The organism is Arenimonas terrae (assembly GCF_006265115.1).
GTDB classification, from domain to species: domain Bacteria; phylum Pseudomonadota; class Gammaproteobacteria; order Xanthomonadales; family Xanthomonadaceae; genus Arenimonas; species Arenimonas terrae.
In genome coordinates this window covers 1,575,955-1,588,273 of the sequence record NZ_SMDR01000001.1, presented here as the reverse complement: position 1 = coordinate 1,588,273, position 12,319 = coordinate 1,575,955, and the positions used below count along the sequence as shown (strand labels likewise).

The 12,319-nt window shown below is 70.7% G+C and carries 12 protein-coding genes; 9 read left to right on the top strand and 3 right to left on the bottom strand.

Features of this window, described 5'->3' with window-relative positions; translation table 11 throughout:
- Positions 1–9: 9 nt before the first annotated feature.
- From E1B00_RS07595 to E1B00_RS07575, 5 genes are all read left to right on the top strand, one after another.
- A complete protein-coding gene (locus E1B00_RS07595) occupies positions 10–369 on the top strand; it encodes a c-type cytochrome (protein WP_246048518.1) in 360 nt (119 codons plus the stop codon).
- Complete coding sequence (locus E1B00_RS07590; RefSeq protein WP_139447205.1) at positions 366–689, top strand: J domain-containing protein; 324 nt, start codon at positions 366–368, stop codon at positions 687–689. The genes E1B00_RS07595 and E1B00_RS07590 overlap by 4 nt, the downstream gene beginning before the upstream one ends.
- 80 nt (positions 690–769) lie before the next feature.
- Entirely contained in the window at positions 770–1,444 is a 675-nt protein-coding gene (gene rpe / locus E1B00_RS07585) for a ribulose-phosphate 3-epimerase (protein WP_139447203.1), read from the top strand.
- 58 nt (positions 1,445–1,502) lie between these two features.
- Positions 1,503–1,976, top strand: a complete 474-nt coding sequence (gene rraA / locus E1B00_RS07580) for a ribonuclease E activity regulator RraA (protein WP_139447201.1) — start codon at positions 1,503–1,505, stop codon at positions 1,974–1,976.
- A 22-nt stretch (positions 1,977–1,998) separates the two neighbouring features.
- Positions 1,999–2,463, top strand: a complete 465-nt coding sequence (locus tag E1B00_RS07575; protein ID WP_220396239.1) for a hypothetical protein — start codon at positions 1,999–2,001, stop codon at positions 2,461–2,463.
- A 34-nt stretch (positions 2,464–2,497) separates the two neighbouring features.
- Here E1B00_RS07575 and E1B00_RS07570 read toward each other — a convergent pair whose 3' ends face one another.
- The 3 genes from E1B00_RS07570 to E1B00_RS07565 form a co-directional block, all read right to left on the bottom strand.
- On the bottom strand, positions 2,498–3,031 hold the full coding sequence (locus E1B00_RS07570) for a class GN sortase (protein WP_176693155.1): 534 nt from the start codon (positions 3,029–3,031) through the stop codon (positions 2,498–2,500).
- Positions 3,032–3,123: 92 nt separating this feature from the next.
- A complete protein-coding gene (locus E1B00_RS15580; RefSeq protein WP_176693154.1) occupies positions 3,124–3,309 on the bottom strand; it encodes a hypothetical protein in 186 nt (61 codons plus the stop codon).
- Between the two features lie 105 nt (positions 3,310–3,414).
- The gene (locus E1B00_RS07565) at positions 3,415–5,475 is read right to left on the bottom strand and encodes a marine proteobacterial sortase target protein (RefSeq protein WP_176693153.1); all 2,061 of its coding nucleotides are present in this window, start codon (positions 5,473–5,475) and stop codon (positions 3,415–3,417) included.
- 142 nt (positions 5,476–5,617) lie between these two features.
- On the opposite strand from E1B00_RS07565, the gene pdsR reads away from it, so the two are divergent.
- From pdsR to E1B00_RS07545, 4 genes are all read left to right on the top strand, one after another.
- Positions 5,618–6,307, top strand: a complete 690-nt coding sequence (pdsR, locus tag E1B00_RS07560; protein ID WP_139447193.1) for a proteobacterial dedicated sortase system response regulator — start codon at positions 5,618–5,620, stop codon at positions 6,305–6,307.
- Positions 6,308–8,317, top strand: coding sequence for an ATP-binding protein (locus E1B00_RS07555; RefSeq protein ID WP_139447191.1), 2,010 nt, complete (start codon positions 6,308–6,310; stop codon positions 8,315–8,317).
- 718 nt (positions 8,318–9,035) lie between these two features.
- Positions 9,036–10,526 carry an anthranilate synthase component I gene (trpE, locus tag E1B00_RS07550; RefSeq protein WP_139447189.1) on the top strand — a complete coding sequence of 497 codons (1,491 nt, stop codon included), beginning with the start codon at positions 9,036–9,038 and terminating at the stop codon, positions 10,524–10,526.
- Between the two features lie 16 nt (positions 10,527–10,542).
- Positions 10,543–12,282 carry a sensor domain-containing diguanylate cyclase gene (locus tag E1B00_RS07545; protein ID WP_176693152.1) on the top strand — a complete coding sequence of 580 codons (1,740 nt, stop codon included), beginning with the start codon at positions 10,543–10,545 and terminating at the stop codon, positions 12,280–12,282.
- Positions 12,283–12,319: the final 37 nt, after the last annotated feature.

Here is a 12,319-nt window from a genome sequence, read left to right as displayed (position 1 = left end):
ACTTCGGCCATGCTCAAGCGCCTCCTGCTGCTCCCCCTCGCGGCCGCCTCCCTGGCGGCCTGCGCCGAATCCGCCGCCCCTTCCTCCGCGTCGGCCACCCCGCCGGCCGCGAGCCCCGAACGTCCGGCCAAGCTGGGCCTGTGCGTGGCCTGCCACGGAGAAGATGGCATCAGCCGCATCGCCGGCACGCCGCACCTGGCCGGCCAGGACGGCCAGTACCTGGAGCGCGCGCTGGTCGACTACCGCAGCGGCAAGCGCCAGCACGTGCCGATGACCAGCCTGGCCAACAGCCTGCAGCCGGCCGACATCCGGGCCCTGGCCGCCTGGTATGCCTCGCGGCCGGGATTCCACGCGGGAGACGCCCGATGAGGTGGTATGGAAAGCTGCTGGGGTTTGTCGCTGGCTGGCTGCTGCTGCGCCACCCGGCCGGCGCCCTGATCGGCCTGCTGATCGGCCACGCCTTCGACGCCGACTGGCTGCGCCCGAAAAAACACGATCCCTATGCCGTGCTCGGCCTGGGCGAGGACGCCACCGACGGTGAAGTGGACCGCGCCTATCGCCGCCTGATCGCCCAGTACCACCCGGACCGCCTGACCGGGGCTGCCGAGGAGCTGCGCCACCAGGCCGAAAGCAAGGCGCGCGAGATCAACGCCGCCTACGACCAGATCCAGAAGCTGCGCCGCAAGTAGGCCCGCGCGGCGGCCCCGGCCCGGCCGGGGCGCTAGAATCGTCCCGTCGCGGGCCCGGCCCGCTCCCGCCGGAACCGCCCATGTCGTCCTGCCTGATCGCGCCCTCCATCCTGTCCGCCAACTTCGCCCGTCTCGGCGAGGAAGTGGACAACGTGCTCAAGGCCGGCGCCGACTGGGTGCACTTCGACGTGATGGACAACCATTACGTGCCCAACCTCACCATCGGCCCCCTGGTCTGCGAGGCGCTGCGCAAGCACGGCGTCACCGCGCCGATCGACGTGCACCTGATGGTCAAGCCGGTGGACCGCATCGTGCCCGACTTCGCCAAGGCCGGCGCCACGCTCATCAGCTTCCATCCCGAGGCCAGCGAGCACGTGCACCGCACCGTGCAGCTGATCAAGGCCAACGGCTGCCAGGCCGGCCTGGTGCTCAACCCGGCCACGCCGGTCGAGGTTCTGGACTACGTGTTGCCCGAGCTCGACCTGGTGCTGCTGATGTCGGTGAACCCGGGCTTCGGCGGCCAGGCCTTCATTCCTTCGGCGCTGGACAAGCTCAAGCGCGTGCGCGAGCGCATCGACCGCCTGGGCAAGGACATCCGCCTGGAGATCGACGGCGGCGTGAAGGCCGACAACATCCGCGAGATCGCCGCCGCCGGCGCCGACACCTTCGTCGCCGGCTCGGCCATCTTCAACGCGCCGGATTACGCGACGGTGATCGCGCAGATGCGCGCCGAAGTGGCGGCCGCGCGCCGCTGAGCCCGTGTTCCGGCGCCGCCGCGGCGCCGCGTCGTCCACCCGCTGCGGGAATCGAACCATGGCCCTCAAGACCGCCGACCTCTGCGACGCCCACGACCACGCCTGCGTGCTCGACCTGCCGCTGCGCGACTACGGCGGCCGCATCGCCTTCCACGGCCCGGTCAGCACCGTGCACGCCTTCGAGGACAACTCGCGCGTGCGCGAGGCGGTGGCCGAAGCGGGGCAGGGCCGGGTGCTGGTGGTGGACGGCGGCGGATCGATGAAACGATCGATGCTGGGCGACAACCTGGCGGCGATGGCGGTGAAAAACGGCTGGGCCGGCGTGCTCGTGTTCGGCGCGATCCGCGACACGGAGGCGATCGGCCGGCTCGACCTGGGCGTCAAGGCGCTGGGCACCTGCCCGCGCAAGACCGAAAAACTCGGCAAGGGCCAGCGCGACGTGGCCTTGGACATCGGCGGCGTGCACATCGAACCCGGGCACTGGCTATACGCCGACGAGGACGGCGTGGTCCTCCTTCCTTCCGAGGTCTAGTTTTTTCCGCGGGCCAACGCGGATGGAAGTCGATGAGCGGATCAAACGGGCGTCAGGGGTGCCAATGCTCCACTTGGAATATCGCAAGCTGTTTGCCATCAACGGACTCATTGACGATTTCGTTCTATACGGCAAGCCGAGCGATTACGTCGAATTCTCCAGAGCCGTTGAAGCGGCAATCCGCGGCAAGACGGTTGCGACCCTTTACACCGCGTCGCACATCCGGATCGAGATCGACAGCGACTCTGAAGCAGGAATTCTGATGACTTCGCTTCAGAATCAGGACAACCGCTATCCCTCGGTGAGTGACTGGGAGCAGCGCGACATCCTCCGCATCTGGGGGAGTCCCGCCGTTCTCGAGCAGCTTCGCCTGTTCTTGTTGGACTTGGCTGGGCGCGGAAAGGGATACAGCTACCTGGCGGAGTTCTCCGAAGAATACGCTTGCCATCAGTCCTCACCGGAGTGGAGGCTCCATGTCCTTTACTAGGCTGTAGGACCCAGGCCCCCGCGGCTGCACCCTCTCATGCTTCCACCGCCACCAATGTGACCAGATAGCGCATCGGGCCGCGCGGCGCGGTGGCGTCGAAGGGCCAGCAGGTGACTAGTACGAGCTGGTCGTGGTCGGTGGCGGACAGGCGATGGCGACGGGAATCGACGACGTCGAAGGCGGTGACGCGGTAGTCGCGCTGGCCGCCGCCGTGTTCGAGCCGCACGATGTCGCCGGCCCGCAGGTCGCGCAGCCACGCGAAGTGGGTGTCGCGATGGCCGCTGATGACTACCGTGCCGGCCGCGCTGCCCGGCCGTGCGCTCGATTCCGCCCAGCCGGGACCGAAGGCCAATGGCCGGCCGGCATCGCCGGCCAGCACCACCTGCGAGATGCCCAGGCGCGGCTGCTCGATGCGCGCGACGGGGTGGGTGTCGGCCCAGGGCCAGGGGCGGTGCGGGTAGCCGTCGTGCTTGCTCGATTCCCACGACGAGGCCAGAAGTTGCTGGGCGAGCACCGCCTTGGCCGGGAGCCAGCTCGCATGAAGCGCCAGCGCTAGTGAACCGACCATCAGGCTGCGTTGGAGCCAGCATCGCAACTCGTTGGGTGGGGCTTCCTTGCCCCGAGGGTACATCCCTGATGCGGACCGCGCGCGACGGAAGATCACGGCGCCTCCTGCGCCGTCGGTGACGAAGACAGGAAGCTCGCCCGGCGCTGCACCAGCGGGCTGGCGTCGCCCGGAAGGAAGTGCCAATGCATGTGCTTGAGCGCGCGCTCGAGCGAACGCGGGCCGGGATCCACGATGGCCGTGGGCGACGGGGCATCGCGGCGTTCGACGATCAGGACCATGGCGCATTTCTCCAGGGTGGCGTGGGATCAGGCCTGTGCGGGATCGCGCAGCAGGCAGAGCAGGGCGACGCAGAACAGGCAGGCGACGAAGCGGGCGATCATGGGTCAGCTCCGGAAACGCATCAGGACGAAGGCGGTGAGGGCGAGCACCAGGGCGATCAGCAGCTCGCGCTGCCAGCCGAGGCTGCCCTGGGCGAACTGCAGCGACCCCTCGGGCGTGGCATTGAGCAGGCGTGTGCTGCCCATCGCCTCGTCCTTCGGCCGCGCCGGCGTGCGGTCCACCGCCACCAGGCTGGTGTAGGTGCTGACCAGCCCGTGGCGCAGCGCGACGTCCACCACCTGGGCGCGCAGGCTGTGGGCGTCGCCGCCGCGGCGAAGTTCGTCCTCCAGCGAATCGATGCGGGCGCGGGCCCAGAGCCGGCCGATGCCGGGCGAGGCAGTGGCGTGGCCGCCGGTCAGCGGCACGCGGCGCACCCAGGGCTGCGGACGCAGGCCGCGCACGGTGACGGCGTCCTGCAGGCGGTCCAGGCGCGCGATCACCTGCACGGCCTCGCCGGCGTAGAGGTCGGGAACGCGTGCCGGGTACATCTCGGCCACGCCCGGCCAGTCCAGCTGCACGTCGCGCATGGCAGGCTTGTCGAGCTTGGCCAGCAGCGCGTCCATGCGCTCGGTGACTTCATTGACGTCGCGGATCAGGGTCTGGGTGCCGCGGCCGGCCTCGGCGGCCTTGCGCAGGAAGTGGCCGTTGGGCGCACTGCCGATGCCGATCGGGAACAGGCGGGCCTCGCCGCGCGCGCTTTCGATCAGCTGCAGCAGCTCGTCCTCGTTGCCGACGGCGGCGTCGGTGGCCAGCACCACCTGGCGCAGGAAACCGGCCGGCGCCTGGCCTTCGAAAGCCGCGCGCAGGGCCGGCAGCATCTCGGTGCCGCCGTCGGCGGTGAGCGAGCGCACGTAGGCGCGGGCGCGGGCGACATTGCCCGGCTGCGCCGGCACCGGCGTCGGGAACAGCAGGTCGAAGGTGTCGTCGAAGCGCACCACGTTGAAGCGGTCGCCCGGCTGCAGGCGGGCCAGGGCGCGGTCGGCGGCCTCGATCGCCTGCGTCATGGACGCGCCGGACATCGAGCCGGAGTTGTCGATCACCAGGATCAGTTCGCGGGGCAGCGGCGCGGTCGGCAGGGTCGGCGGCACCAGCATCACCAGGGCGAAGTCCTCGCCGGCGTAGCGGTCGGTGAACACCGCGCTGCGCGGCGCCTTGCTCGGCACCGGCTCCCAGCGCAGCTCGAAATCGCGGTCGCCGGACTCGACGAGCTGGGCCAGCGTGACCCGATAGGTCGGGCCCTCGGCCGCAACGGTCACCGCGTGGCTGGGGCTGGTTAGGCTCTGCAGCGGCAGGCCGGGCTCGATCTCGGCGGTCACCGACACGGTCGGCGGCAGCGCCGAACCGGCGTCGTGGGCACCGGCGACGGCGGGCAGCGCTTCAGGCGCATTTGCGGCGGGCAGCATCCGGAAGTCTTCGGTCTGCTGCGCATAGGATCCGCCGTCGTTGCCCGGCAGGTAGCGCGGCGTCAGCGTCAGCGGCAGGGTCAGCGAGAACACGCCGTCGCGGTAGAGCACCGGCTGCCAGTAGCGCACCTCGATCTCCACCTCTTCGCCCGGGCCGATGTTGGCAACGGCGGTCTGGAACAGGTTCGGGCGGTTCTGTTCCACCAGGCTGGCGCGCTGGCCGCTGGCGACCGCCGCGGCGTATTCGGCCTGGGCCTGCGCCTTCTCGCGGATTTCGCCTTCGATCAGGCGCTCGCCGATGCGCAGGGTCAGCGCACCCACCGCGCCGTTCTCGGGCAGCGGCAGCAGGTAGCGGCCTTCGCGCCATTCGCTGGTGTCGTTGCGGTAGGTCTGGCGCACGCTGACTTCGGCAAGCAGTCCGTGCACCTGCATGTCCACCGTGGTGTCCATGGCGATGGACGCGACCCACTGGTCGCCGGCGCGCAGCATCAGGCCTTCGGGCTCGGGGTCGGTGGCCTGCGCCCGCTCGCTGGCGAAGGCCGGCAGGCAGGCGAAGACCAGGGCCACGGCCAGGCTCAGCCACAGGTAGAACCAGATCACCGGCCGCGGCGGCAGGCGGCGGGATCGGAAGAGGCGGGGCTTTCGGGTTTCGCGCTGGTGCATGGTGGGCTCCTGGGTGACGGGGCCATTCCACGCCCGTTGCGGGCGGGCGCCGGGGCCCGCTGCGGGCAGCGCGGCGATGAAATGTGGCGATTTGCGGGCAGCGCATTGCCCGCGCCCCTGCGGCTGGCCTAGGCTGGCCGCCATGTCACGCACCGTCGCCATCGTCGAAGACGAACCCGCCATCCGCGCCAACTACGCCGAGGCGCTGCGCCGCCACGGCTACGGCGTGCTTCCATTCGCCAGCCGCGCCGAGGCCAGGGCCGGCTTCGCGCTGAAGCTGCCCGACCTGGTCATCATCGACGTCGGCCTGGGCGACGAGCCCGAGGGCGGCTTCGACCTCTGTCGCGAGCTGCGTGCGCGCTCGGCCACCCTGCCGATCCTGTTCCTGACCGCGCGCGATTCCGACTTCGACGTGATCTCGGGCCTGCGCCTGGGCGCCGACGACTACCTGAGCAAGGACACCAGCCTGCCGCAGCTGACCGCGCGCATCCACGCGCTGTTCCGGCGCCTGGATTCGCTGGCGGCGCCGCAGGCGCGCGAGTCGGTGTTCCGGCTGCGCGGGCTCACGCTCGAGCTCGAGCGCATGCGCATCACCTGGAACGAGCAGGACGTCGCCCTTACCGTCACCGAGTTCTGGATGGTGCATGCGATGGTGCGCTACCCCGGCCACGTGAAATCGCGCGAGCAGCTGATGCGCGAAGCCCAGGTAGTGGTGGACGACGCGACGATCACCTCGCACATCAAGCGCATCCGCCGGAAGTTCCAGGCCCTCGACGCCGCCTTCGACGAGATCGACACCGTGCACGGCGCCGGCTACCGCTGGCGCGCCTGAATGACCCTGCGCGGAAAACTGCTGCTGGTCGCGCTGTCGATCCTGGTGCTGCCCTGGGCCGGCTGGCAGTTCGTGCGGCAGATGGAGTTCCTGCTGCGCCAGGGCCAGGAGCAGGCGCTGCTGGCCTCGGCGGAAGCGCTGGCGCGCAGCGTCGCGGTCCGCCCCGGGCGCCTGCCGCCGGCGCAGCCGGGCTGGTTCGTGCATCGCCTCGATTTCGCGCCGCGCCTGGATGGCGAGGCCGGCGACTGGCAGGGCGCGCAGGCCGATCCCTACACGTTCGGCAGCGGCCGGCCCTGGCTGCGCCTGAGCGCCGCGCGCGCCAACGAGCGCCTGCACCTGCTGGTCCAGGTCGACGACACCAGCCGCCAGCGCGGCGAGGCGCACTGGCCGGCCGATCTCGAGTTCGACCGCCTGCGGCTGCGGGTGTCGGGTCCGTCCGGCGACCTGGTGCTGCGCCTGGCCAACAGCGCCAGCGGCGAACTGCACGTCGCCGGCGAGGACGGACTGCCGCCGCCGATCCGCGTGGAAGGCTTCTGGCGCGAACACGAACAGGGCTACACCGTCGAACTGGCGCTGCCTCAGGCCGTGGTCGTGCGTGCGCTGGCGATCGAGGCGCGCGACCTGGACGCCGACGGCGGCCGCCGCACCGCCGGCAGTCTCGATGCCGAGGGCCGGCTGCAGCTGCGGCCCGTGCACGGCTATGTCGGCGCGCTGGAGCCGGAGCTGCTGGCGCTGGCGCCGCCGGGCATGCGCGTCACGCTGACCGACCGCGAGGCCTGGGTGATCACGCGCGCCGGCCGCCTGCAGGCCGACGACACCGAAGAGGACCTTCTGCCCTGGCGCCGCGGCCTCTATCGCGGCCTGCTGTTCCGCGACGTACGCGCCGTCGCCGACGACGCACCCGACGCGCGCCGGCTGATGCGTGCCGAGCTGGCCGCCGCGATCGCCGGTGAACCCGGCGTGGCCTGGCGCCGCGACCCCTACGGCACGCGCCTGCTGCTGTCGGCCGCGGTGCCACTGCGGGTGGACGGCCAGGTGCGCGCGGCCCTGCTGCTCGAACGCACCAACTCCGAAGTGCTGCTGCTCACCGACCGCGCCTTCTCCGGCCTGCTCGGTGTCAGCGTGGTGGCGCTGCTGGCCTCGGGTGGCGTGATGTTCCTGTTCGCCTCGCGCCTGAGCGCGCGCATCCGCCGCCTGCGTGACGCCGCCGAACGCGCGCTCGACCGCGAGGGCAAGGTCACGCCCTTCCCGCGCACGGCGGCCAGCGACGAAGTCGGCGACCTTTCGCGCAGCTTCGCCAGCCTGCTCGACCAGGTCTCGGCCTACACCGACTACCTGCGTTCGCTGTCGGGCAAGCTCTCGCACGAGCTCAACACGCCGCTGGCCATCGTGCGCACCTCGCTCGACAACCTCGAGTCGGCGGCGCTGCCGCCCGAGGCGCGGCCCTACGTGCAGCGCGCCCGCGACGGCGTCGAGCGCATGGGTACGCTGGTGCGCACGATGAGCGAGGTGACGCGCATCGAGCACGCGATCGAATCGTCGGAAGCCGAGGCCTTCGACCTGCGCGCGCTGATCGAGGGCTGCGCCGAGGGCTATCGCAGCCTGCTGCAGCCGCGCGCATTCACGGTCGAGCTTCCGTCGGCGCCGCTGCCGATGCGCGGCGCGCCGGAGCTGGTGGTGCAGGCATTGGACAAGCTGGTCGACAACGCGCGCGGCTTCTGTCCGGACGACGGCTGGGTGCGGCTGTCGCTGCAGTCCGACGGCGAAGGGGCGCGGCTGGTGCTGGCCAACCAGGGGCCGACGGTGCCGGAGGCGATGCGGGCGCGGCTGTTCGATTCGCTGGTCAGCCTGCGCGGCAAGCCGCAGCGGGCCGAGGGCGGGGCGCACCTGGGTTTCGGCCTGTACGTGGTGAAGCTGGTCGCCGAGCTGCACCGGGGCCACGCGGAGGCGCGCAATCTCCCCGCCGGCGACGGCGTCGAATTCATCCTGCGTCTGCGCGGCATGCCCTGAGGCGTGGTCGGGGGCGTCCCTGCCCCCTGCGGTCGTCCCTGGTCAAGCCGGTCGCTTCCGCGCCACGCCATCCTGCCTGCGGAATATTTCTTTTCTCCCCGTTCGCCGGCGCACGCTTGCGTCTTGCGCGTTGCGCAAGCAGGTCATTTGCTCGGGTCCTTGTTGGTCTGGTGCCGGGACCGGTTCTGGCGATGGTCCGCCGTACGTGAGGGCTCTTCCCGGGGACGCCGTGAATCCATCCATGGAGGCTCATCGAAAACGTCCCTGTTTTCGAAGCCCCGGGAAGAGACCTCACGCACGACGGCCTGCGGACCCTCCGGGCCGGCTTGTCGAATCCGTGAAGCTCGCTTTGGCGAAGCATTTGGCGCCTACGCTTTCGAGCTGCGGCTCGCCCCGGTCTGCCCCGAAGCCATTTCTATCCAAGCAGCGAGCTTCCGTGCCTTCTGGGGGCACGCGCTTGTCCCCTCGGCTCGCCAAGATGAGTCGTGGCGACGCCGTAGACAGGAGGGGGTGCCTGAAGTGGAGGGCAGGATGCCCGCAACGGCCGCGAGTGAGTTGGGCAGGATGCCGCTCACGCCCGAGCGGGCAGGCACCCCCTCCTGTCTGCGGTGGCGCACACCGGAACAACCGCAAGCGAGCAAGTGACCTGCTTGCGCGCCAAGCGCAAGGGCAAGGGGCGCGGATATACTCCAAGGCCGCCTGGAACCGACCGAAGCCCGTGATCGACGCCGAAGAGTTCAAACGCCTCGCCGCCGAAGGCCACAACCGCATCCCCGTGGTGCGCGAAGTCCTGTCCGACCTGGATACCCCCCTGTCGGTGTACCTGAAACTGGCGGACGGCCCCCACACCTACCTGTTCGAATCCGTCGAGGGCGGCGAGACCTGGGGACGGTATTCGATCATCGGCCTGCCCGCGCGACGCACCTACACCTTCCGCGGCCATGCCTTGGAAGTGCGCGAACACGGCGAACTGACCGAGACCCGGCAGCTCGACGACCCGCTGGCCGAAGTCGACCGCCTCCGCGAATCGTTCGCCGTGCCGAAGATGCCCGACCTGCCGGCGTTCACCGGCGGCCTGGTGGGCTATTTCGGCTTCGAGACCATCGGCTGGATCGAGCCGCGCCTGGCCGGCCCGATGTCCGACGGCACGCAGAAGCCCGACCAGCTCGGCACGCCCGATGCCCTGCTGATGCTCAGCGAGGAAGTCGCGGTGTTCGACAACCTCAAGGGCCGGCTGTACCTGGTCGTGCACGCCGATCCGGCCGAGCCGCAGGCTTATGCCAAGGCCGTGCGCCGGCTTGACGAGCTGGTTTACCGCCTGCGCCACTCCGGCCGCAGCTATCCCGACGTGCTCGACCCGTCGCTGCTGAGCGAACAGGACTTCGTTTCCGGCTTCACGAAGGAAGGCTTCCTGGCCGCGGTCGAAAAGTCGAAGGAATACATCCGCGCCGGCGACATCTTCCAGGTGGTGCTGAGCCAGCGCATGAGCGTGCCGTTCCGCGCGCGGCCGGTGGACGTGTACCGGGCGCTGCGCGCGCTCAATCCCTCGCCCTACATGTATTTCCTCGACCTCGGCGGCACCCAGGTGGTGGGCAGCTCGCCGGAGATCCTGGTACGGCTGCAGGGCGGCGAAGTGACCGTGCGCCCGATCGCCGGCACCCGCCCGCGCGGCGCCACGCACGAGCGGGACCTGGCGCTGGAAGCCGAGCTGCTGGCCGACCCGAAGGAACGTGCCGAGCACCTGATGCTGATCGACCTGGGCCGCAACGACGTCGGCCGGGTCGCGCAGCCCGGCAGCGTGCGCGTGCCGGACCGCTTCATCATCGAACGCTATTCGCACGTCATGCACATCGTCAGCGAGGTGCAGGGGCGCCTGCGCGAGGGCGTGGGTTTCGCCGAAGTGCTGCGCGCCACATTCCCGGCCGGCACGGTCAGCGGCGCGCCGAAGATCCGCGCGCTGGAAGTGATCCGAGAGCTCGAGCCGGTCAAGCGCAACATCTATTCCGGTGCGGTCGGCTACCTCAACTGGTGGGGCGATGCCGATACCGCCATCGCCATCCGCACCGCGGTGATCCAGGATGGCCGCCTGCACGTGCAGGCGGGCGCCGGGATCGTGCACGACTCCGACCCGCAGAAGGAGTGGGAGGAGACGATGAACAAGGGCCGTGCCCTGTTCCGGGCAGTGGCGCAGGCGGCGGGCGGACTGTAAGTTTCGGGGCGTGCCCTTGGACCTGCGCGCCCTCGCCGACCGCCTCCGCCCCCGCAGCGCCGGCCTGCGCCTGTGGCTGGGCCTGAGCTACGGCGTGCTGGCCGTGGTGCTGGTCGGCGCCCTGTCCCTGTTGGTCGAGCGCGCGGCCACCCAGAAGCTGCGCGAGGACATCGGCCTGCGTCTGGCCGGCACCTCGCGCTCGCTCGCCGACCGCATGGACGAGGGGCTGTACGAACGCCTCAACGACATGCGCGCCCTGTCGCTGCTGCCGGGCCTCGACGAGCCGATGGCCAACCAGTCCTTGCTGCGCGACCTGTTCGGGATGATGCAGCTCAATTACCCCGACTATGCCTGGATCGGCGTCACCGACGCCGAAGGCCGCGTGCAGATCGCCAGCCGCGGCATGCTCGAGGGCATCAGCGTGGCGCAGCGGCCCTGGTTCCAGGCCGGCCGCAAGGAACCCTACGTCGGCGACATCCACGAGGCGGTGCTGCTGGCCAAACTGCTGCCGGTGCAGGGCGACGAACCGCTGCGCCTGATCGACGTCGCGGCGCCGATCCACGACGACCACGGCGTGGTGATCGGTGTGCTGGGTGCGCACCTGTCCTGGCAATGGGCCGAGACCATGCGCCAGGGCCTGCTGCAGCCGCTGATGCTCACCGACCCGGTCGAGATCTTCGTGGTCAACCGGCAGGGTGAAGTGGTGCTGGGGCCGAAATCCTGGCGCGGCCAGCGCCTCGACATCCCGAGCGTGCAGCAGGTGCTGCGCGGCGAAAGCGCGGCGGTGCTGGAGACGTGGCCGGACGGCGGCGAGTACCTCACCGGCTTCGCCCCCACCATCGGTCGCGAGACCTTCCATAGCCTGGGCTGGGCGGTGCTGGTGCGCAAGGACGCGGGCCTGGCCTTCCAGCCGGTGGCCGAGCTGCGCCGGCAGATCTGGCTCGCGGCGGCCGCGCTGACCCTGAGCTTCCTGTTGGTCGCCACCGTGATGGCGCGCCTGATCGGCGCGCCGCTGCGCGCGCTCGCCGGCGCGGCGCGGCGCATCCAGGCCGGCGAGCCGGACGCCCGCTTTCCACGCGAACGCGGCTACCGCGAGGCCCGCCAGCTGACCGCCGCGCTGCGCAGCCTGGTCGAGGACCTGACCCAGCACCAGGACGAACTGACGGCGCTGACCCAGCAGCTCGAGCAGCGGGTGCGCGACCGCACCCTGGAACTGCGCGAGGCCAATGCCCAGCTCGAAGTGCTGGCCATGACCGACGCGCTCACCGGCCTGGCCAACCGCCGCCACTTCGGCGACCAGCTGGCGCGCGAGGTCACGCGCTGCGCCGAGGCCGGAAAGCCCATCGCCCTGGTCACCCTCGACATCGACCACTTCAAGGCCATCAACGACCAGTACGGCCACCCGGCCGGCGACACCGTGCTGCGGCGGGTGGCGATGCTGCTGGAAGAGCAGGTGCGCGGCGGCGACCTGCTGGCCCGGGTCGGCGGCGAGGAGTTCGCGGTGCTGGCGGTGGAAGCCGCACTGTCCGAAGCCAGCCAGTTGGGCGAACGGCTGCGCGCCTGCATCGAGAACGCCGGGCCGATCTCGGTCGGCCGGGCGGCGGTGCCGGTGACGGTCAGCGTCGGCGTGGCCGCGCTGTGGGCCCGCCAGGGCGAAATCCTGAAGGCGCCCGAGCGGCTGTTGGCCGCGGCGGACGATGCGCTGTACCGCGCCAAGCGAAATGGCCGGAACCGCGTCGAAGTGGCCGCGCAGTAGGGCGGGCGGCCTTATACTCAGCGGCCCCTCCGCGCCG